Annotated in this window: 14 protein-coding genes; 5 read left to right on the top strand and 9 right to left on the bottom strand. The window is 62.4% G+C overall.

Features of this window, described 5'->3' with window-relative positions:
- Positions 1 to 43 precede the first annotated feature (43 nt).
- Positions 44 to 526, top strand: a complete 483-nt coding sequence (gene folK / locus Q5Z11_RS16930; protein WP_303747475.1) for a 2-amino-4-hydroxy-6-hydroxymethyldihydropteridine diphosphokinase — start codon at positions 44 to 46, stop codon at positions 524 to 526.
- Between the two features lie 168 nt (positions 527 to 694).
- On the opposite strand, the gene Q5Z11_RS16925 is transcribed toward folK, so the two are convergent.
- Positions 695 to 1432 carry a pteridine reductase gene (locus tag Q5Z11_RS16925; RefSeq protein ID WP_303747474.1) on the bottom strand — a complete coding sequence of 246 codons (738 nt, stop codon included), beginning with the start codon at positions 1430 to 1432 and terminating at the stop codon, positions 695 to 697.
- Between the two features lie 54 nt (positions 1433 to 1486).
- Between Q5Z11_RS16925 and Q5Z11_RS16920 the strand changes: the two genes are divergently transcribed.
- Positions 1487 to 2671: a class I SAM-dependent methyltransferase gene (locus Q5Z11_RS16920; RefSeq protein WP_303747473.1), complete on the top strand. Its 1185-nt coding sequence runs from the start codon at positions 1487 to 1489 to the stop codon at positions 2669 to 2671.
- Positions 2659 to 3054 carry a VanZ family protein gene (locus tag Q5Z11_RS16915; protein ID WP_303747472.1) on the top strand — a complete coding sequence of 132 codons (396 nt, stop codon included), beginning with the start codon at positions 2659 to 2661 and terminating at the stop codon, positions 3052 to 3054. The genes Q5Z11_RS16920 and Q5Z11_RS16915 overlap by 13 nt, the downstream gene beginning before the upstream one ends.
- 229 nt (positions 3055 to 3283) lie before the next feature.
- Here Q5Z11_RS16915 and Q5Z11_RS16910 read toward each other — a convergent pair whose 3' ends face one another.
- The 3 genes from Q5Z11_RS16910 to Q5Z11_RS16900 form a co-directional block, all read right to left on the bottom strand.
- Complete coding sequence (locus Q5Z11_RS16910) at positions 3284 to 5641, bottom strand: beta-N-acetylhexosaminidase (protein WP_303747471.1); 2358 nt, start codon at positions 5639 to 5641, stop codon at positions 3284 to 3286.
- A complete protein-coding gene (locus Q5Z11_RS16905; protein WP_303747470.1) occupies positions 5638 to 7233 on the bottom strand; it encodes an outer membrane protein assembly factor BamB family protein in 1596 nt (531 codons plus the stop codon). Before Q5Z11_RS16905 ends, Q5Z11_RS16910 begins: the two co-directional genes overlap by 4 nt.
- Positions 7234 to 7364: 131 nt before the next feature.
- Positions 7365 to 10187 carry a TonB-dependent receptor gene (locus Q5Z11_RS16900; protein WP_303747469.1) on the bottom strand — a complete coding sequence of 941 codons (2823 nt, stop codon included), beginning with the start codon at positions 10185 to 10187 and terminating at the stop codon, positions 7365 to 7367.
- A 14-nt stretch (positions 10188 to 10201) separates the two neighbouring features.
- Between Q5Z11_RS16900 and Q5Z11_RS16895 the strand changes: the two genes are divergently transcribed.
- Entirely contained in the window at positions 10202 to 10531 is a 330-nt protein-coding gene (locus Q5Z11_RS16895) for a hypothetical protein (RefSeq protein ID WP_303747468.1), read from the top strand.
- 252 nt (positions 10532 to 10783) lie between these two features.
- Here Q5Z11_RS16895 and Q5Z11_RS16890 read toward each other — a convergent pair whose 3' ends face one another.
- The 5 genes from Q5Z11_RS16890 to Q5Z11_RS16870 all read right to left on the bottom strand — a co-directional run bounded on the left by Q5Z11_RS16890 (position 10784) and on the right by Q5Z11_RS16870 (position 21734).
- The gene (locus Q5Z11_RS16890; protein ID WP_303747467.1) at positions 10784 to 13585 is read right to left on the bottom strand and encodes a TonB-dependent receptor; all 2802 of its coding nucleotides are present in this window, start codon (positions 13583 to 13585) and stop codon (positions 10784 to 10786) included.
- 48 nt (positions 13586 to 13633) lie between these two features.
- The gene (locus Q5Z11_RS16885; protein ID WP_303747466.1) at positions 13634 to 14767 is read right to left on the bottom strand and encodes a glucokinase; all 1134 of its coding nucleotides are present in this window, start codon (positions 14765 to 14767) and stop codon (positions 13634 to 13636) included.
- Between the two features lie 587 nt (positions 14768 to 15354).
- On the bottom strand, positions 15355 to 17664 hold the full coding sequence (locus Q5Z11_RS16880) for a beta-N-acetylhexosaminidase (protein WP_303747465.1): 2310 nt from the start codon (positions 17662 to 17664) through the stop codon (positions 15355 to 15357).
- 295 nt (positions 17665 to 17959) lie between these two features.
- On the bottom strand, positions 17960 to 20623 hold the full coding sequence (locus Q5Z11_RS16875; RefSeq protein ID WP_303747464.1) for a TonB-dependent receptor: 2664 nt from the start codon (positions 20621 to 20623) through the stop codon (positions 17960 to 17962).
- Positions 20624 to 20714: 91 nt separating this feature from the next.
- Complete coding sequence (locus Q5Z11_RS16870; protein WP_303747463.1) at positions 20715 to 21734, bottom strand: glucokinase family protein; 1020 nt, start codon at positions 21732 to 21734, stop codon at positions 20715 to 20717.
- A 369-nt stretch (positions 21735 to 22103) separates the two neighbouring features.
- Between Q5Z11_RS16870 and Q5Z11_RS16865 the strand changes: the two genes are divergently transcribed.
- Positions 22104 to 23393 carry a sugar MFS transporter gene (locus Q5Z11_RS16865; RefSeq protein WP_303747462.1) on the top strand — a complete coding sequence of 430 codons (1290 nt, stop codon included), beginning with the start codon at positions 22104 to 22106 and terminating at the stop codon, positions 23391 to 23393.
- Positions 23394 to 23426: the final 33 nt, after the last annotated feature.

Here is a 23426-nt window from a genome sequence, read left to right as displayed (position 1 = left end):
CTCGCCCATCGTGGCGCGGGTGGGCCTGCAGGCAAACCAACTCATGACCACCGTGCTCCTCAGCCTGGGCAGCAACCTGCAACCGCAGCACTACCTGCAAGCGGCCGTTGCCGTGTTGCGCGAACGTTTCGGCACGATCAGCGTCTCACCGGCATATCGCACCCCGGCAGTGGGTTTCGACGGCCCGGACTTCCTCAATAACGCAGTGATGCTGGACACCGACCTGCCGCTGGGCGAGTTGGACGATTGGCTGCATGCGGTGGAAGACGCGCATGGGCGTGACCGTTCCGGCCCGCGTTTCAGCGACCGTACCCTGGATATCGACGTGGTGTATTACGGCGACCTGGTGGTGGAAGGCCCCGGCCATCTGCGTATCCCGCGCCCGGAGTTGAAGCACGCCTTTGTGCTCAAGCCGCTGGCGGATATCGCCCCGGAATTTGTTGATCCTGTGCGCGGCTTGAGCCTGCAGCAGATGTGGCAGCAGCACCCGCAATATGGGCAGACGTTCGATACGGTGGAGTTGTAAGGCTTCACCGGTAGTGCCGAGCCATGCTCGGCAATAGCGTTGTCTGGGCAGCCAGGATTTCTTGAGCCCCTCTCCCGCTTGCGGGAGAGGGGTTGGGGTGAGGGCGGCTTTTCGCTCGTAAAGCCCCTGCCGAGCATGGCTCGGCACTACAGGTGGCGCATGCGGGGTTCAGGTCAGCAGGCGGCCGCCGTCCAGGCGCAGGGTCTGGCCGGTGATGTAGCCGGCGTCGTCCAGCAGCCAGCGCACCGCCGAGGCGATCTCGTGCGGGGTGCCCAGGCGGTCCAGCGGGGTGCGCTCCATCAGTTTCTGCTTGGCCGCCTCGCTCTTGCCCTGTTCGGGCCAGAGGATGGCGCCGGGGGCAATGGCATTGACCCGTACATGCGGGGCCAGCTCCAGCGCCAGGGAACGAGTCACCATCTCCAGCGCGGCCTTGGCCGAGCTGTAGGCAGGGTGCTCACGCAGCGGCTGGGTGGCGTGCAGGTCGGTCAGGTTGACGATGGCGCCGCGCTGCTTGATCAGGTGCGGGGCGGCGGCCTGTGCGAGGAAGAACGGCGCCCGCGTATTCACCGCGAACAGTTCATCCCATTGCTCCGGCTGCACCTGCCCGAACGGGGTCGGGAAAAAGTTGGAGGCATTGTTGACCAGCGCATCCAACCGGCCGAAGTGGCTGACCGCCTGTTCCACCAGGTCGGGCAGGGCGGCCACGTCGCGCAGATCGGCCTCCAGCGCCAGTACGCTGCCCGCGCGCTCGCTCTCCAGGTCGAAGGCCAGTGACTGCAGCTCCTCGCTGGATTGGTGCGCATGCAGGGCGATGCGGTAGCCATGGGCATGCAGGTGACGGGCAATGCCGGCGCCGATACGGCGCGCGCTGCCGGTGACCAGGGCCACCCGTTGGGATTCTGTCATCTGGGATTTCCTTACTCAGCTATCCTGTGCATTGTCCTCGCAAACCGCCGCATCATGCATTCCGACCTGCCAACCCCCGATTCAGACGCGCTCGCCCACAGCGAGCAGCTGGCCGCGCACCTGCGTGCGGAGATTCTTGCCCAAGGTGGTGCGGTGCCATTCTCGCGCTTCATGGAGCTGGCACTGTATGCGCCGGGTTGGGGCTATTACAGCGCAGGGGCGAGCAAGTTTGGTGCGGCCGGTGACTTCGTCACCTCGCCCGAGATCGGCGCGCTGTTTGCCGCCACCACCGCCAATGCGGTGGCGCCGGTACTGAACCAGCTCGGTCCGCAGGCACGCATGCTGGAACTGGGCGGCGGCAGCGGTGCATTCGCCGAGATCATGCTCAAGCGTTTGCTGGAACTGGATGCGCTGCCGGAGCGCTACGCGATTCTCGAGCCCAGCGCCGACCTGCGCGAGCGCCAGCGCGAACGCCTTGAGCGCGCACTGATTCCGCCGGTGTTCGCGCTGGTCGAGTGGCTGGACCGGCCGTTCGACGATGATTGGGACGGCGTGCTGTTCGCCAACGAAGTGATCGATGCGCTGCCGACGCCGCGCTTCCTCGCCGACGAAGGCGAGATCTATGAAGAGACCGTGGAGCTCGACGGCGAAGGTCGCTTCGTGCGCGGGGCGCAACCGGCCGACCAACTGATGCTGGGTGCGGTGCGGCACGTTGAGCGCTACCTGGAGCGCCCATTCGCGCACGGTTACCGTTCCGAAGTGCTACCGCAGCTGCCGTACTGGATCCAGGCCGTGGCCGGTGGCATGCAGCGTGGCGCGATGCTGTTCGTCGACTACGGTTATTCGCGCAGCGAGTTCTACCAGCACGACCGCACCGACGGCACGATGCGTGCGTTCTACCGGCACCGCGTGCACAACGACGTATTCCTGTGGCCCGGCCTGCAGGACATCACCGCATCGGTGGATTTCACCGCGCTGGCTGAAGCCGGTACCAATGCCGGTTTCGACCTCGCTGGTTACAGCAACCAGGCCAACTTCCTGCTTGGCAACGGCATCACCGATCTGCTGCTGCAGGCCGAGGAGCGCACTGATGAAGTGGGGCAGATACGCCTGCGTGATCAGCTCAAGCGACTGACCTTGCCGACCGAAATGGGCGAGCGTTTCCAGGTGATGGGCTTCAGCCGTGACGTGGATATGTCGGCTGCCTTCCTGCTTGGTGACCTGACGTGGCGGCTGTAAGCACGACGCTGAAGCCGCTGCGTCATCAGGGATTCTGGTTGGGCCTGTGGTGTGCGGCGGTGCTGACGGTGATCGTGGTCTGCCTGATTCCGCTGCCCGAAATGAACCTGCCGCAGAACAGCGACAAGGTCGAACATATGCTGGCGTACTTCGCGCTGTCGGCGAGCGCGGTGCAGTTGTTCGGCAGCCGTCGCGCGCTGTGCTGGGTTGCTGCCGGCCTGGTGGCGATGGGCGTGGGTATCGAATGGGCGCAAGGCGCGTTGACGGCCAATCGCATGGCTGACCCGATGGATGCGCTTGCCAACGCCAGCGGAGTACTGATCGGCATGCTGACAGCGCTGACGCCACTGCGGGATCTGCTGCTCAGGCTGCAAAGGCGCTGATAGCGTCGCAGTACAGTTGTGCTGGTTGCGACTGCAACTTAATTCTTTAGATAAATCAGCCATTTCCGCTGTCATGGCACTTACGCAGGCCGCCCTTGGGCTGCTACGTTTGCGCCATCACAGGCACCGCCATGGTGCCGGTGATTTTGCAAAGTCGGTGCGGTGCGGGACGTGGGTGGAGAGGACTCACGTACCGCACCGCACCTTCCCGGGAATCTCTCCCGGGGTCTTACTTCTTCGGCTGCAGATGTACCTGGTCCAGCACCCACATCTGCGGACGGGTATCGCCGCTGAAGGTCATGCACAGGTCGGTGATCTGCATGGCACCAGCTTGCAGCGGCGCCTCCAGTTCAATGAAGCCATCCTTGCCCGGCTGCTGCGGCAGCGGCACCGTGGCCAGCACACGGCCCTCGCAACCAGCGCGCACTTCAAACTCGCCGTACTGGCTCACCGGCTTGCGGAAACCGCGCTTGGCCTCCTCGGGCCGCAGCAGGCCGAAATTGTAGGGAATGCGACCGGCACGGACCTTGATCGAGGCGATGTCCTGCAATTGCGCGTCTTCCCACAACCAGCATGGGTTGAAGATGCTGACGTCGAAGTTGTCACGCTCACCGTGCAGCGGGTTGTCGTCGACCAGGCGCAACAACAGACGGCCGCCCTGCGGGCATTGGGCCAGGGTCTTGTCGTTGCGCGTCAGCAGTGACTGCGCATCGAAATTCCACTGGCTGGGCTTGTCGGCCACCGGCTTGCCGTTGAAGAAGGTCAGCGCGGTCAGTACGCTCGGCACCGGCAAGGTCAGTGCGCCGGGGTAGGCCGGTGACTGTGCGGTCGGCGTGCTGCCATCGGTGGTGTAGCGGATGTCGCGGTAGCTGAGCGGGTTGGACAGTTCCACCGTTACCTTTTCAGCTGCACGATCATCCTGGCGCTTCATCGCCACCGACAGCGCGGTCTGGCCATAGGCGATGCCCAGCGCCTTGTAGCGCTGCAACTGCGCCGGCAGGCGTGCGAGGAAGTCGTCGTAGCTCTTGTTCTGCAGCGGCGTCCAGGCGATTTCGGACAGTGCCGCCAGGCGCGGGAAAACGTTGTGCTTGAGATCCTTGCCGTTGCGGGTGTGCTCGGTCCACATATTGGCCTGCACGCCGATCACGTGCTTGCGCTGCGCCGGGGTCAGCTCGGCCGGCACCGGGTCGAAGGCGTAGACGCGCTGCATCGAGGTGAATTTGGGGCGGCCGGTGGGTTCTTCCGGCAGATTGGTCTGCAGGAAATCCAGGTACAAGGTATTGCCCGGCGTCATCACCACGTCGTGGCCATGGGTGGCCGCCTCGATACCGCCTTCGATGCCACGCCAGGACATCACCGTGGCCTGCGGCGGCAGGCCGCCTTCGATGATCTCGTCCCAGCCGATCAGCTTGCGGTCGTGGTCTTCCAGGTATTTCTCCAGCCGCTTGAGCATATGCGACTGCAATGCTTCCTCGTCCTTCAGGCCGAGCTCGCGGATATACGCTTGCACCTGCGGCGAATCCTGCCACTGGTACTTCACCGCCTCGTCTCCGCCGATGTGGATGTACTGGCCGGGGAACATCTCCAGCACTTCGGTAAGGATGTTCTCGAGGAACTGCAGGGTTTCCTCGCGCGGGTTGAACAGGTAGGGATTCACGCCCCAGTTCGCTGACGGTTGGGTCGGGCCATCGACAACCCCGTGTTCGGGGTAGGCGGCCACCGCGGCCTGTGCATGACCGGGAACGTCGATCTCGGGCACAACGGTGATGTGGCGCGCGGCGGCATAGGCCACCACGTCGCGGATCTGTTCCTGCGTGTAGTAACCGCAGTACAGGTGCGGCTTGCCATCGGGTCCGATGCCGGCTTCGCCCGCCGCCGCGCGGCAGCTGCCGACCTCGGTCAGCTTCGGGTAGCGCTTGATCTCCATGCGCCAGCCCTGGTCATCGGTGAGATGCCAATGGAAGGTATTGAGCTTGTGCGTGGCCATCGCATCAAGGATCAACTTGATGTCGTCGATGCTCTGGAAGTGCCGCGCCGAGTCGAGCATGAAGCCACGCCAGCTGAAACGCGGCGCATCTTCAATCTGCATCGCCGGCAAGGTGACGGTGTTCGTGGGTGCGGCGGCGAGCAGCTGCCACAGCGACATCGCGCCATAGAACAGACCGCGCGCGTCGCTGGCTTCCACCAATACGCCATCGCTGTTGATGCGCAGCGAATAGCTTTCGCTGGATGTGGCATTGGCAGCAGGCTTGTTGATCCGGAACTGGATGGCGCCCTTGGCCTGGCCACTGCTGCTGGGCTTGAGCTGCAACGGCGTGGTGCGCGCCAGCAGCTGGGTGAACTGTGCGGCGACCTCACTGGCGCCGTCAGCGACGATCACGCGGGTGGAGGCATCGACCACGAAGCGACCATTGCCCGGCAGTACCGACACGGGGCGCGGAATGATGCTGGCGCCTGTTACTTCGACCGGCAACAGTTGGGTGCCTGCACTAGTGGTGGCAGCACCTGCATGGCCGCTGGCGGCGCCCAGGGCGAGCAGCAGCGCAGCGTGCAGGGCATGGCTGGAAAGTCGGTGTCGGTGCATCATGGATCCTTGTTGTTGGCGGCTGGCGTACTGACGGCCGCTGTTGCGTTTGCAGTTGATGTTGCGGTTGCTGCGATCCGCTGGGGGAGGAAATGCAAGGCAGATGGCGCGGCGCTGGCCTGCGCTGTGTTGGCGGTACTGGACTGGATCATCGCATCAAGTGCAAATCCCATCAGCACGCCTTCGATATCCGCGGCAACCAGCACATCGGCCTGAAGCGCCAGGTTGCCGGCGATGCCCCATTGGAAGCCGCGCCCTTGTGGCAATGCATGGGTGGCGAGCAAGCGGCCGTCGCGTCTGTCCAGGATGCCTATTCCTGCGCCGTGCTCAAGAAAATACGGATGGCCTGCTGCCATGCCGATCAGCAGGTGATCACCCAGCGGCTGCGGCGTACCCCAGCTCCAGCCACCGACATCGGTGCGCCACAACACGCGTCCACTGATGATGTCGATTGCACTTATCTTGTGCAGGTCCGAGGAACCTATGTAGAGCGTGTTGCCATCGAAGGATGGTTCGGACTCGATCCATGAGGTCCAGAACTGGGTAAGCCAAAGCGCATTGCCGGTCCTTGCATCGATGGCATGCAGCACCCCGCTGCGGTCATTGCAGAACACGCGGCCGCGGTGCACCACCGGTGCCGCGCCTGGGCGCGCGGCGAGACGGTACTGCCATAGCGGAGTGCCGGTGCGCGCATTGAGTGCCTGCACGACACCGCCTTCGTTGACCACGAATAACTGCGTGCCGTCGCTGGCCAGGCCGTGCTGGATGCGTCCGGCAAGTTGCCGCTTCCAACGGCTGGCGCCAGTGCGCATGTCCAGTGCCTGGATGCTGCCGTCGTTGCCGCCGATATGGATCTGGCCATTGACGAGCAGTGGACGCGGGCCCTGCCACTCCCAGGCCGTCGATTGTGGCTGCGGCGGCTCGCGACTGCTGCGCGCGTCCTGGATGGAGGAGCGCCATTGCTCTTGGCCGGTCTGGCGGTCAAGCCTGTGCAGGTAGCCACCATCGCTGCTGATGAATACCGCATCGTCGGTCACCAATGCGGCCGCATAGACCGGGTAACCCACGGCGCTCGCCCAGCGCAGGCCACCGCTGGCAAGATCGACGGCAAACAAGGAGCCAGCAGTGGTGCCGACGTAGGCAGTGCCGTCGGCGATCACCGGTGAGGCGAAGATCTGGCCGCCAAGATGGGTCTTCCAGCGTGGACCTGGCAAGGACTGGGGTGAGGTCTCGGCCGAGCTCGCAGAGGGCAAGGTGCCCGGTTCGCCGCGACGCAGTCGCAGGCGTTCACCGCTGCCCAGCAAGGTGCCTGTCAGTTCCTCGCCCTGCATGCGCAGTGCCATGTGCAGGTTGCGGTGAACCAGTGTGTTGCTGTCATCAAGGTCTGCCTTGCCATGCAGGGGCAAGGAGCGCAAATGGGCTATGGGTAGATCCAGTTGCATGTCATAGCGGCCGTTGGCATCGGCTTGCAGGTTCAGGCCGATGCTGACTTTTTCGCGCGGGCTGCCGATTTCGCCGAGCCAGTAGCCGGAGAAACCTTCGGTGGCGCGTGCAATGTGTGTCGGCAACAACAGCAGGCAGGCAAGCAGCGCCATTGGCGGAAGGTGGCGATGAAGGGTGCTTGCGCTTGGCTGTTCCATGCAGTGATGCCCGATGCGTGCTGGTTGGCTGTCAGGAAACTGGCGGGAGCGATGTCCACTCCCGCCAGGTGTAGATGCTTTACGGCTTAGAAGGCAAAGCGCAGTGATGCCATGTAGCGGCGGCCACTCTTGTAAGCACCATTGAGCAGCTTTTCGTTGCCGAAGTAGCTGTGGTACTGCTCATCGAGCAGGTTCATGCCCTCCAGGCCCACGCTCAGGTAATCCGTGATCTTGTAGGTCACCGATGCATCCAGCGAGTGGTAGTCCATGGTCCACAGTTCCTGGCTTCCGTTGATGCGGGTGAAGTACTTGTCGCGCCAGTTGTAGGTGATGCGTGCAGCCAGGCGGTCTTTCTCGAAGTAGGGACTGATATTGAACTGGTTCTTCGAGTTGTACGGGAGCGGGCTGCCGTTGCTGGCTTCACCATCGGAATACGTGTAGTTGGCGATGATGCCAAAGCCTGCACCAAGATTCTGTTGCCACGCCAGGGACGCGCCCTTGATCTTGGCATCGCCACCGTTGATCGGGCGATCGACCCGATAGATGGCTTCGTCACGCTGGTTGTCGTTCCAGTGGCTTTCGTCCTGTGCGACGTTGACGATGTAATCGGCAACATCGCGATAGAACAGTGAGCCGGCCAGGATCGCGCCCTCGCTGAAGTACCACTCTGCCGAGAAATCGAGGTTGCTGGAACGATACGGATTTAGTTTCGGGTTGCCGGCCGCACCCGTCAGGGTCTGGTCCGACAGCCACATGTAGCTGGACAGATCCGAGTAACCCGGGCGTGCCATGGTCTTGGCTGCGGACAAGCGCAGTACCAGATCGTCGCTGGCCTCATACACAAGGTTGAGGTTGGGGAGAACGCTGTTGTACTTGCTGCTGCGGGTCACGTAGTCGAACGAGGAAGCAATGCGCTCCTGGGTCCATTCGCGTTGAGTGCAGCTTGGCAGGCCAGTGTTGCATTCGTAGGCACTGGAGGCGGACTCGGTACGGACATAACGCACGCCGAAATTGCCGCGCAGACGGTCGAAGCTGAAGTCCGCCTGCACGTAGGCTGCCTTGATGTCTTCCTCGATGGTCCAGGTATTGCGTACGAATTCCAGATTGCCAAGTGTGGTAGGTACCGGCTTGCTCTGCCAGGGGGCCAGCCACTTGTCACTGCTGATGTAGTCGGCCAGCTTCCAGCCATCAATGGTGAAGCGGTTGCCAAGGTCGCCGTAGCCGCTGAAGCCATCGAGGTAATTGTTCGGAAGCGGGCGCGGGTCGAACATGTCGGCCGTCGCATCGCCATAGGTCGAGATCGCATCCAACACCACGCCACGCTGGATTTGTCCGGTTTCGTGTGAGCGCTGTTTGTAGCCGGCGCGGATCAGGTAGACCGGCGAGTCGAGCTTGAAGCCGAAATCGACCTGACCATAGGTCTCCTTGTCCAGCGTCGGCTTTTCAATCAGGTTGCCGCCCCAGCCACTGCGCCAGTTGTTCTGGGTGGGCGCGTCGGTATGCCACGGGTTGGCATAGCCACCATCCATGCGGAACATGCTTGGGTCGGTGAAAGGGTTTTCACCAGTGATCTTCAGTGTGCCGGGGCTGCCGGGACCGTTGGCGATGGACCACTCGTAATCGGTGTGGGCGAGGAAGCTGGCGTAGACCTGCTTGGGGCCACCTTCGGCTTTGGTGCTGCCGACATGGCTGGATGCGAACCAGCGTTCGCTGTTCCAGTCGACCTTGACGTCATAGGTTTCTGATTCGATCTTGGCGCGACGGTTCTGCAGGTCGAAGACCATCCGGCCGTTCTTGTGCTTGCCACCGGTGATGATGCCATCCTCGATGGTGACATCGGTCAGTGTCATCAGGCTACCGTAGGTGTTGCCTGGCCAGGCGAACATCGACTGCGCCATGTGGTCGAAGTTGGCGTCGACCTTCAATCCATTCAGTTCAATGTTCAACTGCTCGATCGGCTTGAACTGCAGTGAGGCCGAGTAAGTATTGCGCTCGCGCTTCTGCTCGAAGAAATGGGCGCTGATGGTGCTGGGGCCGATGGCCTCGGGGTTCGCGTTCAACGCGTCGGCGCAGGCGCCTTGGCAGGTACCTGGCAGACGCGGCTGCGACCCGTCCGGATTCGGTGGCTTGGACCAGTCGAATGCGGTGTTGTTGACCGAGCCTGCAACGCCATCCAGACCATCGCGGTAGTTCTTGGCGCGAACCGTGTTGTACGACTCGATGCCGTCACGACGGATGCTCTCGTTGCTGGATTGTGCAGAAAGGATGAAGCCGAAGGTCTCATTGGCGTTCTTCCAGCCAAATGCAGCAGATGCGCTCGGGTCGGTCTTCTCGACGCGGTCGTTGCGCGAATAGTTCACCCGTCCGGTGATACTGATTTGTTCGGGCATATCCAGTGGCTTGCGGGTGGATACGTTTACCGTGCCACCGATGGAGCCCTCGTCCAGGCGCGACTCCGGTGATTTGAATACTTCTACCTTGCCAACCAGTTCCGGTGCCAGTAGCGAGTAGTTGAAGGTGCGGGTCGGGAAATCGGACATGTTCCAGTCGCCCGAGGCGATGGATTGGCCGTTGAGCAGGGTGCGGTTCAAGGCCGGATCGACGCCGAGGATGCTGACACGTTCGCCCTGGCCGTAGGCGCGGTCGATGGTGACGCCGGGGATGATCGTCATCGCTTCTGCGACGTTGGTTGCCGGGAATTTGCCCACGTCTTCGGCGGTGATGACGTCGACGATGCTGTCGGCATTGCGCTTGGACTCAAGTGACTGCTGCAGGCTGGCGCGGATGCCGGTGACAACGACGCGGTCCAGTTCGGTTGCATCGGGCTGCGCTTCCTGTGCGCTGGCCGCAAAGCTGATTGCCAGACAGCTGACGATTGCGGCGGTTAACTGCGACTTGCGGTGGTTCAAAGGTCTCTCTCCCTTTGCTGATGGATGGCCAGCAGGTGCTGCCGGCCAGTGATTCCCGCATCCCGTCGGGCGTGCGGAGAAACATCACGGGCAGCCTGGTGGCGGCCCGTTTCGAACGCGGTGTCAGTTCAGATCAGGCCGGTTGCAGCAGGAATCGAGAGCGCCTCATGGCGGACGCCGTTGGGAATCAATCGGATGTACTGCCGGCCTTGCTTGTCCACGTCATTCCTCGATGGGTGGGTGTGGCGGGTAACTACCGTCGTCCAGCTGGGGGTGGAGTGTGCGTGCCTTTAATTGGTTTTGCAAAAATAATTTTCATGAAAATCGTGGAATTTAAAAGATGATTTTCATCGCAATGAGTGCTTATTTAAGGCGTTCTGTACTTGAAACAGTTTTTCTTTTCATATCGAGTGAAATGGTTTTATTGAATTTCCGTCATGGAATGAAAATTATGTTTAAGTTTGATTCATTGATAACCGGCATTCCGTAGTGAAGGCACTGCCATCGTGCAGGCATAAAAAAAAGCGGGCCTGGAAAACCCAGGCCCGCTGGAGGAGAAAGAACAGCGGAAAAACAGGTATTGCGTTGCTGCTGGCTTAGAAGTTGAAGCGCAGCGAAGCGTTGTAACGACGGCCGCTCAGGTAAGCACCGCGGGTGAGCTGCTCGACGCCGGAGTAGGAGTGGTACTCCTCGTCCAGCAGGTTCATCGCATCCAGGCCGACCGACAGGTTCTCGGTGATCTTGAATGCCACCGACGCATCCAGAGAGGCGTAATCCATGGTCCACAGCTCACGGCCTGCGCTGACCTGGGTGAAGTACTTGTCACGCCAGCCGTAGGTGACGCGAGCGGTCCAGGTGTCGTTCTCGAAGAACGGACTGATGTTGAACTGGTTCTTCGAGTTGAACGGCAGCGGGCGGTTGTCGGTCGCTTCGCCATCGGAGTAGGTGTAGTTGGCGATGACACCAAAACCTGCGCCGAAGTTCTGTTGCCAGGCGATGGAGTAGCCCTTGATCTTGGCGTCACCAGCGTTGCGCGGGCGGTCGACCAGATAGGTGTCGTTCTTGTTCTGGTTCTGGTTCCAATGGGTTTCCGGGGTCGACTCGGTGAGGATGTAATCGGAAACATCGCGGTAGAAGATCGAGCCGGCGAGGATCGCGTTCTCCGAGAAGTACCATTCCGCCGAGAAGTCCACGTTGGTCGACAGGTAGGGCTTCAGGTTGGGGTTGCCGCCACCGCCGGTCAGCGCGGTATCGGACAGCCACAGGTAGGACGAGACATCGGTGTAGTTCGGGCGTGCCATGGTCTTGGCGACGGAGCCGCGCAGCACCAAGCTGTCGGTGGCGTCGAAGGCGACGTTCAAGTTCGGCAGCAGGTTGTTGTACTTGTTCTTCTGCACCACGCGGTCATAGGACGCGGCCAGCTTCTCGGCGGACCAGCTGGCCTGGGTGCAGCCGGCCAGGCCGGTGTTGCAGGCATAGCTGCCCGATTCCAGGTCGGTGGTGACGTAACGCACGCCGATGTTGCCGCGCACGCGGTCCAGGCTGAAGTCGGCCTGCACATAGGCAGCACCGATGTCTTCATTGATGGACCAGTTGTTGCGGGCGAATTCCTCGGCGCTGAACGGCGATACCACCGGCATGGTCTGCCACGGTGCCAGCCACTTGCCGCTGGTGATGTAGTCGGCCAGCTTCCAGCCATCGATGGTGAAGCGCTCGCCAAGATCGCCGTAGCCGCTGAAACCCTTCAGGTAGTTGTCGGGCAGCTCGCGCGGATCGAAATCCGAGGCCTTGGCGTCGCCATAGCCAGCCACCGATGCCAGGCCGATGCCGCGCTGGATCTGGGTGGTCTCATGCTTGCGCTGCTTGTAGCCGAAGCGCACCAGGTAGACCGGCGAGTCGAGCTTGATGCCGAAGTCGACCTGGCCGTAGGTTTCCTTGTCGGTGGTGGGCTTCTCGACCAGGTTCCCGCCCCAGCCGGTGTTCCAGGTCGGCTTGGTCGGGTCTGCGCCCCAGCCGCCATCCATCTGGAACTGGTCGGGATTCAGGAAGGGATTGGCGCCGGTGAACTCGACGCTGCCCGGCTTGCCCGGAGCATCGGCGATCGACCAGGTGTAATCGGTACGTGCGAGGAACTCACCGAACACCTGCTTCGGGCCGCCGTCGGCCTTGGTGCGGCCGATGTGGGTGGAGGCGAACCAGCGCTCGTCGTTCCAGTCAACCTTGATGTCGTAGGTTGCCGAATCCACCTGCGCACGACGGTTCTGCAGGTCGAACACGACTAGGCCGTTCTTGTGGCTGGCGCTGGTGATCAGGCCATCCTTGACGGTGATGTCGGTGAGCGTCTTCAGGCTGTTCCAGGTATTGCCCTGGTGGGTGAACATGGACTGCGCCATGTGATCGAAGTTGGCGTTGATCTTCAGCGCGTTCAACTCGATGTTCATCTGCTCGACGGGCTTGAACTGCAGTGCCAGCGAGTAGGTCTTGCGCTCACGTTCCTGTTCGAAGAAGTGCGCGCTGGTCGAGTTCGGGCCGACCGCGTCCGGGTTGGCGTACAGCGTCTCGGCACACTTGCCTACGCAGGTTGCCGGCGAGGTGGGCTGGGAGCCATCCGGGTTGGGTGCCACCGACCAGTCGGTCGGCAGGTTGGTTACCGAACCATTGGAGCCGCCGAGGCCGCCGATGTAGTCCTTCGCGCGGACGATGCCGTAGGACTCGATGCCGTCGCGGCGGATGCTTTCGTTCGAGGCCTGTGCCGAAACGATGACGCCGAAGGTCTCGGCTTCGTTCTTCCAGGCGAAGGCGGCGGAGGCGCTTGGGTCGGTTTTCTCGACGCGATCATTGCGGCCATAGCTGACGCGGCCGGAAACGCTGACCTTCTCCGGCATGTCCAGTGGCTTGCGCGTGGAGACGATCACGGTGCCGCCGATGGAGCCTTCATCGATGCGTGCTTCGGGCGACTTGAACACTTCCAGCTTTCCGACCACTTCCGGCGCCAGCAGCGAGTAGTTGAAGGTGCGGGTCGGGAAGTCGGACATGTTCCAATCGCCCGAGGCGATCGACTGGCCGTTGAGCAGGGTGCGGTTCAAGGCCGGATCGGTACCCAGGATGGACACCTTTTCGCCTTGGCCGTATGCGCGATCGATGGTGACGCCGGGGATGATGGTCATCGCTTCAGCGACGTTGGTGGCCGGGAACTTGCCCACGTCCTCGGCGGTGATCACGTCGACGATGGCATCGGCATTGCGCTTGGTTTCCAGCGACTGCTGCAGGCTGGCGCGGATGCCGGTGACAACAACGCGGTCAAGCTCGGTGGCTTCCTGGCCTGCGTCCTGCGCGTGCGCGGAGAAGCTCAGGCAGGTGACGATGGCGGCGGATAATGCGGACTTGCGGTACCTCATGATGTCTCTCCTCATCATTGATGGATGCCGGTGAACCGGCCGGATTTTTCAGTGGGAACCCGTGCACGAGCAGACAGCCCCATGCACCTGCGGTACTGCCGGATTCGACGCGACGGGTTCAATTTCCCTGCGTCCCAGATACCAACTGGCGGCGCCGATGACGCCCAGTTGCCCGTGCTCTACCAACTTCACGGGAATGCGTTGCAGCGCCTCGCGCATCGGCCCCTTGTTGAGGAGGCGCTCGGCGAAGCTGCTGTTCAATAGGAACTGGCTGATCTTCGGCAGGATGCCGCCGGCCAGATAAATGCCACCCTGGGCACCGTACAGCAGCGCCATGTCGCCAATGGTTGAACCGAGGATCGCGCAGAACAGCTGCAGCGTCTGTTCGGCAACCGGGTCGCTGCCATCGCAGGCGGCGGCGCTGATCGCATCGGGTGTGCGGTGCGTTGCATGGCAGTCACGCACCACGCACAGCGCGTTGTACAGGTTGAGCAGGCCCGGCCCTGACAGCGCGTGCTCGATGGCGACATGGCTGCGCCCTTGCAGCATCTGCTGCAGCACCGCCATCTCCAATTCAGTGCTGGCGCTCAGTGAGGCCTGGCCGGCTTCGGTGGCCAGCACCATCGAGCGGCTGCCATTGGGGATCCAGAGTGCAGCGCCCAGGCCGGTGCCGGGGCCGACGATCAGCACCGGGCCTTCGCTGGCAGCGGCGGGGCCGCTCAGCAGCAGCGCGTCGCCGTCGTCGATGTGCGCGGCGGCGTGGGCAACGGCTTCGAAGTCATTGACCAGGTGCACGGCGGCAAAGCCGAGGTCGTCTCGGATGCGGTTGCAGGACAGCGGCCACGGCAGGTTGGCGGAAATCACGGTGCCGTCGGGCAGGGCATAGCCGGCACTGGCGATGGCGCATTCGCGCACGGTGGCGCGGTCAACCGGGAACTGGGCAAGGATGCTGCTCAGGTCCGGGTAGTCGGCGCAGCGGTACTGGCGGTAGGCCAGCAACTGCATCGGCGCGCTGGCGCTGCTGCCCGGCTGCACCAGCCCGACGCGGACGTGGGTGCCGCCCACATCGGCGGCCAGCAGCGGCGCAGCAGATGCAGGAGTGGTCAGCTTGGCTGTTGGATTCCGGCTGGCAACCACGCACGTCCCCTGGAAGTTGCGCGACACCTGATGGCGTTGCGGCATGCGGAGTGTCAGCGCTTCGTGACAACGATGTCAAGGTGCGATGCAAAAAATTTTCATTGCAGCGCAGGAGCGATGGCATGAGCTAATTCAATGATTTAAGGAGGTATTTTTGTTTCATGTGAAATTCAATGCAGGTTTTGCATGAGGGTTGCTGGCTCAAGTTTCAGTCCGTGAAATTTTTTGGCATGGCCAGATGGCTTGTGGGAGCAGCGTCAGCCGCGACGCCCGCAGCCCCGAGGGGTAGAGGTTCCATGCCTCAGGCAAGCCTCTGGCGCCGGCCAGCGGGCTTTCTGGCGGCTGAAGTAACCGTGGCTTCGCGGCTTACGCCGCTCCCACAACCATCGGCCAGGAGAGGGGAGGGCGTGTTGCTGCAGGAGCGGCGTAAGCCGCGAAGCTGACAGCAATGAAGCGAGGGTCATCGCGTCGCCCGGATGAAAACGCACATGCAGTTGGCCGGCGAGCAAGGAATATGCAGGCAGTTGCATCTGTGGCTTCGCGGCTTACGCCGCTCCCACAAGTCATCTCGCCAAACGGCAGAAGGCCACCGCATGCGGTGGCCTTCTGCTTGCATCAAACCACTGTGTGGATCACTTGCCCGGTTCGAGCTTGATCCAGTCCAGCGTCCACATGTTGGGGCGGGTGTCGCCGGTGAAGCGCACACACAGGTCACCGCGGGTCGCAGGGGCGGTGATGGTGGCATCCAGCTCCAGGAAGCCATCGGCGGCGGGATCGGCCGGCAGCGGGATCGATGCCAGCGGCTTGCCTTCGCAGTTGGCCAGCAGTTCCATCTCGCCGTGAGCCGTGCGCGCCGGTGCGAACTTTCGCGCCGGCTCGTCATGGGCCAGCTGGAAGTTGTACGGAATGCGGCCGGCACGCACCTTGATGCGGGTCACGTCCGACAGATCGACATCGCTCCACAACCAGCACGGGTTGAAGATGTTGACGTTGAACACTTCGCGCTGACCTTCGGCCGGGCCATCGTCTTCCAGGCGCAGCAGCAGCTTGCCGCCATTCGGGCACAGGCCGAGCTGGGTGTCTTCGCGGACCAGCAGCGATGCCGCGTCGAGCTTGAAGGTGTTGGCGGCGGCCAGCGGCTTGCCGTCAAAGAACGCAGCGGTCTGCACCTGCAGCGGCACCTTCAGCTGCAGCGGCTGTGCGTACAGCGGCGAGCTGGCGGTGACCGTGCTGCCATCCAACGTGTAATGCACCGGGTAGCCCAGCGGATTGTTCAAGCTCACCTGCACCGCGCCAGTGCGGTGCTCGCCCTTGTCGATCATGTCGACCTGGAACGGCGTCTTCGCATAGGCGATGTCCATCGCCTGGTAGCGCTGCAACTGGCGCGGCAGGCGCTGCAGGAAGTTGCTGAAGTTGCGCTTGTCCTGCGGGCTCCAACCGGTTTCCGCCACTGCAGCCAGGCGCGGGAACAGGTTGTGTTCCAGGTTCTGGTTGTTGCGGGTGTGCTCGTTGAACATGTTGGCTTGCAGGCCAAGGATGTGCGAACGCTTGTCCGCTGCCAGCTCGGCCGGTACCGGCTCGAACTCGTAGGCTTTCTGCAGGGTGATCGTAGCCGGCCGGCCCGGTGGCTCGTTCGGCGACTCGGTCTGCAGGTAATCCATGTACATGTGGGTGACCGGCGACATCACCACGTCGTGGCCTTCGCTGGCGGCCTTGAGTCCACCCTCGGTACCGCGCCAGGACATCACCGTCGCTTCCGGCGGCAGGCCGCCTTCGAGGATCTCATCCCAGCCGATCAGGCGCTTGTCGTGCTGCTCAAGGAACTTCTCCAGGCGCTTGATGATATGGCTCTGCATTTCCATTTCATTCTTTGCACCGAGCTCACGCATGCGCTCCTGCACGCGCTTGGAAGCGATCCACTGGTCCTTGACCGCTTCGTCACCGCCGACATGCACGTACTTGGAGGGGAACATCTGGATCACTTCTTCCAGAACGTTCTCGAGGAACTGGAAAGTCGCTTCCTCGGTGTTGAACAGGTTCGGGAACACGCCCCACTGGTTGTCGATGACCAGCTTCTGCTCGGTGGTGCCCAGTTCCGGGTAGGCAACGATGGCGGCGGTAGCGTGGCCGGGGACGTCGATTTCCGGGATCACCTGGATGTGGCGCTCGGCCGCATAGGCGATGATTTCGCGGATCTGTTCCTGCGTGTAGTAGCCGCAGTACTGGCGCGGCTCGCCGGTGGCGGCATTGATGCCGGCATCGCCCAGCGGCACGCGGCAGCTGCCGACTTCGGTCAGCTTCGGGTAACGCTTGATCTCCATGCGCCAGCCCTGGTCATCGGTCAGATGCCAGTGGAAGGTATTGAGTTTGTGCTGCGCCATCGCATCGAGCAGCTTCTTGATCTCGTCCATGCTCTGGAAGTGGCGTGCCGAGTCCAGCATGAAGCCACGCCACGGGAAGCGCGGGGTGTCATTGATGGTTGCGGCGGCGACGTGGCCGGGCGTATTGCCGGTCAGCAGCTGTGCGGCCGTGACCGCGCCATAGAACAGGCCGACATCATCACCGGCGCTGATATCGATGCCGGTGTTGGAAACCTTCAGTGCATAGCCTTCGGCGGTATTGGTTGCCGAAGGGTCGAGGCGGAAGCGGATCTGCGCCTTGCTGGCATTGTCGGCGATGGCCAGGGTCGGGCCGCCGTTCTGCTTCAGCAGGGTCACGAATTGTGTGGCGGCACGGCGGGCGGCCTCATCGTTGCCGCCGACGCGTGCGGCGCTGCTCAGCACGAAGTCCTTGCCGCCGTCAGCCTGGTAGCTGGCGGGCAGGGGGACAAGCGAAGGGGCGGAGGTGGTGTCGGCGGCCTGTACCTGCAGGGCGGACATGCCCAGCAATACGCAGCTGCTGAGCCACGGCGCGCGGCTGCGCTTGTGGAAGGACTTCGTCATGGGCGGAGCTCCTGTCTGTGCTTGGGCGGCAGTGTGTAGTGCCGCAGGAATCTTGTGTAGTGCCGAGCCATGCTCGGCAAGGTGTAGCTGTTGCTGCTGTTGTTGTAGTGCCGAGCCATGCTCGGCAGCGCAAGCAATGCCGAACGAAGCCGATGCCGACATGGCTCGGCACTACATGGGGCAAAGGCATTGCCGAGCATGGCTCGGCACTACGCCAAAGGCTAAAAAAACCGGGCCCGGAATGATCCAGGCCCGGCGGGTCACGCTAACCGGCGATGGTGCTTGCCGGGATCGATCAGAACTTGAAGCGCAGGTTGGCCATGTAGCGACGGCCGGTGTAATACTCCGCTGCCAGCGCCTCCTCCTGCGCAACATACTGCTTGTACTTCTCGTTCAGCAGGTTCATCGCATCCAGCGAAAGGCTCAGGTTGTCGGTGAAGTTCCAACCCAGGCTGGCGCTCAGGTCGGCATACGCAGCGGTGGTTGCGGCCGGTGCGCCAGCGACATAGCCCACGCCCTCGTACTTGCTGCGCCAGTTGTAGTTGACGCGGACGCTGAACTGCTCGTTTTCAAAGTACGGGCTGACGCTGACGGTGCTGCGCGACAGATAGGGCATGTTGTTGCCCGCATCTGTATCGCCAGTCGCGTAGGTGTAGTTGGCAATCAGGCCCAGGCCGGTATCGCCAAACGCCTGCTGGTAGTTGACGTTGAAGCCGCGGACGCTGGCGCCGCCAGCATTGCGCGGACGGGTGACGCTGTAGTCGCAGAAGCCATCGGCCAGACAGCCATGCGAACCAACGGTAGTAGCCCAGGTTGCCGGGTTGCTGTCACGCATCGAGTTGTAGCGGCGCTCGGTGCCCGGGGTCTGCAGTACGTAGTTCTGGGTCTGCTTCAGGAACACGGAGCCGGCCAGGATCGACTGCGGTGCGAAATACCACTCGGCCGACAGATTGAAGTTGTAGGCCTTGTACGGATCCAGATCCGGGTTGCCGCCCGAGCCGGTCATCATGGTGTCGTTGAGGAACAGGTTGTTCGACATCAGGTTGTACGGCGCCCAGGCGATGACCTTGGCAGCGGATGCGCGCAGCACCACGTCGCTGCCGTTGTCATAGACAAGGTTGAGCGAGGGCAGCATGTTGCTCTTCTTGCTCTTGCTGGTCTGCCACCAGTCGGCAGGTGCCGGCAGTACCGGTACGTTGTCGCCATATACATAAGCGCTGCTGTCGGTCTTGGTCTGGACCCAGCGAAGGCCAACATTGCCGCGCAGGGCGCCGGTGGAGAAGTTCAGCTGCGTGTAGGCGGCGGTTGTCTTCTGTTCCAGTTCCCAGGTGTTGTTCAACAGGCTGGAAGCGTCAGAGCGGGAGTAATCCACCGGGCTGCCATGGATCCAGTTGATCACGTTGCCCTGGCCAACCTGCGGGTGGTGGCTGGTGTTGCCGAACACGCCGCCCATGCTGCCGAGCAGGTTGGTGTTGCCGATGGTGCCGACATCAGCCAGTGTGCCGGTACGAACACCGCCGTACACGCCCAGGCCGTAGTTCTCGGTATGTTCGGTGCGGCGCACGCCGACCAGAAGCTGGTTGAAGATGCTGTCGAAGTTTTTGCTGAAATCCAGCTGCGCGTACTTGTCCTTGGCTTCGGAACTGAACACGCCGTTGTTGCCGAAGATGTTGCCCCAGTTGGCCGGATCGTAGTAGTCAGCCTGATTGTCGGCCTGGAAGCCCTTGCGGTAGTCCCAGCTGTAGGCGCCGCTGTAGACCGGCTCGATCAGGTACTGGCTGATGTTCGGGTTCTCGGACTTGCTGGTGCCGATCTTGCCGCCCAGCTTCCAGCCGTCACCGCGATACTGCAGGTCCAGGTCAACACCCTTGGTCGTGACTTCCGAGAAACGCACCTGGTTGTCGTAGATGATGCCGGTGCCGCTACCCGGATTGGCATTGGTGTGACCGCCAGTGACGAAGCCGCCCGGGCCAGTCGGGTTGAAGTAGTCGACGGCCTGCATGGACGAGTTGTTCTGCGTCATGAAGTTGTACATCGACTGGTTGTAGCTGTCGAAGTTCTCCTTGATGTACAGGCCGCTCAAAGTGCCTTCGAACTGGTCGTTGGGCTTGAACTGCAGGTTCACCAATGCGCTGTCGCGCTTGCGCTCCTGCTGGAAGTAAGCAACGTTGACTTCCTGGGCGACGCGATCGGTTGGACGCAGCTCACCCTTGGCGATCTGTGCGGCAACATTCGGATTGACTGCGGCGAAGTCGGCAACGGTGCTGTAGCCGAAGATCTCGATGCCCTGGCGATCGACCTTTTCTTCGTGGCGCTGTGCGGCGACGTTGACGCCCCAGGTGGAGTCGTCGTTCTTCCAGCTGTACAGCACCGAGATGTTCGGGCTGCCCTTCTCGGCCTGGTCGTTGTAGCTATAGCCGACCGAGCCACTGACCGAGTTGGCGTCCATGTCCAGCGGCTTGCGTGAATGCATCATCACCGTGCCACCGAGGCTGCCTTCCGGCAGACGGGCCTCGGAGGACTTGATGATTTCCAGGCGTCCCAGTACTTCCGGGGCAAGCATGGTGTAGTCGAAGCCGCGATTCGGCGATTCGCCGTACAGCCAGATAGCCTGGGCCACCGGGTGGCCATCGATGAAGCTCAGGTTGAGGCTTGGATCGGTGCCGTCGATGCTGACGCGCTCGCCCTGGCCAAAGCGGCGGTCGATGGTGACGCCCGGGATCAGTGCCATGGCTTCAGCGGCATTGGTGTTCGGGAACTTGCCGATGTCTTCGGCGGTGATCGACTCGGAGACAGTGTCGTTGTTGCGCTTGGTGTCCAGCGACTTTTCGAGACTGGCGCGGATGCCCGTGACGGTCACGGTGTCCAGGTCGGTGGCGGTCTTTGCGGCTTCCTGCGCGTGTGCGCCGAAAGCGAGACAGCTGATGATGGCTGCCGAAAGCATAGTCTTGCGATGCATGTTGTCTCTCCTCAACATCAAGATTGATGGCACTGCGTGCCGCGTTACTACGGGTCCTGCTGGTGGATCTGTTGCTTATGCTGCTGAAGGCTTACGTGGCCGACTTTTCCAGATACCAACTGGCGGCGCCGATGACGCCCAGTTGCCCGTGCTCTACCAGCTTCACGGGAATGCTTTGCAGCGCCTTGCGCATCGGCCCCTTGTTGAGGAAGCGTTCGACGAAGGTGCTGTTCAAAAGGAATTGGCTGATCTTCGGCAGGATGCCGCCAGCCAGATAGATGCCGCCCTGCACGCCGTAGAGCAGGGCCATGTCGCCGATGGTCGAGCCGAGGATTCCGCAGAACAGCTGCAGGGTTTCCACGGCCAGCGGGTCACTGCCATCGCAGGCGGCGGCACTCACTGCATCGGGGGTGCTGTGTACCGGCGCGACGCCGCGCACCGCGCACAGCGCGTTGTACAGATTGAGCAGGCCGGGGCCGGACAGCGCCTGTTCGATCGACACATGTGGACGGTCCTGCAGCATCTGCTGCAGCACGGCCATTTCCAGTTCGGTGGTGGCTGCCAGCGAGGCCTGGCCGGCTTCGGTTGCCAGAACCACCGAGCGGTTGCCGACCGGGATCCACACCGCGGCGCCAAGACCGGTGCCCGGGCCGATCACCAGGGTCGGCCCGCGCTCGGCCTCGGCCGGACCGGTCAGCTGCAACACCTGGCTGGCACTGATATGGCCGGCGGCATGCGCGACGGCTTCGAAGTCGTTTACCAGGTGCACGCCGGCAAAGCCGAGGTCATCGCGGATGCGGGTGGAAGACAGCGGCCACGGCAGGTTGGCGGAGATCACCGTGCCGTCCGCCAGCGCGTAGCCGGCGGTGGCGATCACGCAGTGCTCGACCGGCGGGTTGTGGCTGGCGAAGTCGGACAGGATCGCGCTGAGGCTCGGATAGTCCGCGCAGCGGTATTTGCGGTAGGACAGAACATCGATGGCCGGGTCGTTTGCCGCTGCCGCCTGGATCAGACCAACGCGGACGTGTGTGCCGCCCACGTCGGCGGCGAAGAAGGGCCGGCTGGCGGGGTCAAGGCGGGTGGTCTGTAGTGGGGGGACGACAGCGGTCACTCGGGTTCCCTATGGCGAGGCGGAGCGCCCGGAGGGGCACCATTCGGGGGCGAGTCTGTAATCGTTCTGACAACGATGTCAACGAATAATTGAAACTTTCGATGTTGCGCCGCAGCGCGTCTGCGCAAACCTTACGGCGCCTGCATTTGTTGCATTCGATAGGGTGTAGTGGCCGAACTGGCGGGGTTTTCCGCCGAAAGCCTGATTCCGACAGGCTCGCGGGGCGTTCCTGATGAGCGATGGGAATGGACCGGCGTGGAGGCGTTGTTGACAAACTTGTGCGCAGCAAACAATAAATGTGACAACGTTGTTCCCACGTAATTCGCCGGACGGCCCGATCCGTCTCCCGCATCCGCAGGAGCTTTGCCCATGTCTGCTGTTCCCGACTCGACGCCGCGTACCAGCATGGCGTCGTCCATCGCCATCGTCGGCGTGTTGTTCTTCATCATCGGCTTCTGTACCTGGATCAACGGCCCGTTGATCACCTTCGTCAAGCTGGCCTTCGACGTGAACGAGGTGTCAGCCTTCCTGGTACTGATGGTGTTCTACCTGTCGTACTTCTTCCTGGCGCTGCCGGCTTCGTGGATCCTCGGCCGCACCGGCATGAAGAAGGGCTTGGCGCTCAGCCTGGCGGTGATGGCGGTTGGTGCGATGGGCTTCGGTGAGTTCGCCACGCAGCGCTGGTTCGGTGGTGCGCTCGCCGGCCTGTTCGTCATCGGCGGCGGTATGGCCTTGCTGCAGACCGCGGTCAACCCGTACATCAGCATCCTCGGTCCTATCGAAGGTGCCGCGCAGCGCATTGCATTGATGGGGATCTGCAACAAGATCGCCGGCATCATCGCGCCGGTGGTGATCGGTACCTTCGTGCTGCATGGCATTGGTGACCTGGAAAGCCAGGTACAGGCCGCAGACGCTGCCACCAAGGCCGATCTGCTCAACACCTTCGCAGCCAAGATACACACACCCTACATGGTGATTGCCGGTGTGCTGCTGCTGGTTGCGGTTGGCGTGCTGTTCTCGCCGCTGCCGGAAGTGCAGCCGGACCAGGCCAATGCCGTGGCCAACGACGGCAAGGCCGCCAAGCGCAGCATCTTCCAGTTCCCGCACCTGTGGCTGGGCGTGATGTGTCTGTTCGTCTACGTCGGCGTGGAAGTGATGGCAGGTGATGCCATCGGTACCTACGGCAATGCCTTCGGCCTGCCGCTGGACCAGACCAAGCTGTTCACCTCCTACACCCTGTTTGCGATGCTGGTGGGTTATGTGATCGGCCTGTTGGTGATCCCACGCTTCATCTCGCAGGAGAAGTACCTGGCGGTGTCGGCGGTGCTGGGCGTGGTCTTCACCCTGGGCGCCTACTTCACCCACGGCTATGTGTCGGTGGGCTTCGTTGCCGCGCTGGGCTTCGCCAACGCCATGATGTGGCCGGCGATCTTCCCGCTGGCAATCCGCGGCCTGGGCCGTTTCACCCAGATCGGCTCGGCCCTGCTGGTGATGGGTATTGCCGGCGGCGCGATCATCCCGCAGGCCTTCGCCCTGCTCAAGCACGCGTACCCGGAACACTTCCAGCTGGTGTTCGCCGCGCTGATGATCCCCTGCTACCTGTACATCCTGTACTTCGGCACCGTTGGTCATAACGCGGGCAAGGCACGTGGCGCCTGAATCAAGCATCATGGCGGCAATCGAGCCAACGCG

Origin of the sequence: Stenotrophomonas sp. 610A2, assembly GCF_030549615.1 — a bacterium.
GTDB lineage: Bacteria > Pseudomonadota > Gammaproteobacteria > Xanthomonadales > Xanthomonadaceae > Stenotrophomonas > Stenotrophomonas pigmentata.
The sequence above is the reverse complement of the archived record's forward strand: the minus strand, read 5'-3'. Positions and strand labels throughout refer to the sequence as shown.

What these genes read in the sequence shown, in the direction of transcription:
- Q5Z11_RS16910 (WP_303747471.1), bottom strand. Translation starts at nt 5,641, where the DNA reads ATGATGCACCGACACCGACTTTCCAGCCATGCCCTGCACGCTGCGCTG.
- Q5Z11_RS16890 (WP_303747467.1), bottom strand. Translation starts at nt 13,585, where the DNA reads ATGAGGTACCGCAAGTCCGCATTATCCGCCGCCATCGTCACCTGCCTG.
- Q5Z11_RS16865 (WP_303747462.1), top strand. Translation starts at nt 22,104, where the DNA reads ATGTCTGCTGTTCCCGACTCGACGCCGCGTACCAGCATGGCGTCGTCC.
- Q5Z11_RS16905 (WP_303747470.1), bottom strand. Translation starts at nt 7,233, where the DNA reads ATGGCGCTGCTTGCCTGCCTGCTGTTGTTGCCGACACACATTGCACGC.
- folK (WP_303747475.1), top strand. Translation starts at nt 44, where the DNA reads ATGACCACCGTGCTCCTCAGCCTGGGCAGCAACCTGCAACCGCAGCAC.
- Q5Z11_RS16920 (WP_303747473.1), top strand. Translation starts at nt 1,487, where the DNA reads ATGCATTCCGACCTGCCAACCCCCGATTCAGACGCGCTCGCCCACAGC.
- Q5Z11_RS16885 (WP_303747466.1), bottom strand. Translation starts at nt 14,767, where the DNA reads ATGCCGCAACGCCATCAGGTGTCGCGCAACTTCCAGGGGACGTGCGTG.
- Q5Z11_RS16880 (WP_303747465.1), bottom strand. Translation starts at nt 17,664, where the DNA reads ATGACGAAGTCCTTCCACAAGCGCAGCCGCGCGCCGTGGCTCAGCAGC.
- Q5Z11_RS16875 (WP_303747464.1), bottom strand. Translation starts at nt 20,623, where the DNA reads ATGCATCGCAAGACTATGCTTTCGGCAGCCATCATCAGCTGTCTCGCT.
- Q5Z11_RS16925 (WP_303747474.1), bottom strand. Translation starts at nt 1,432, where the DNA reads ATGACAGAATCCCAACGGGTGGCCCTGGTCACCGGCAGCGCGCGCCGT.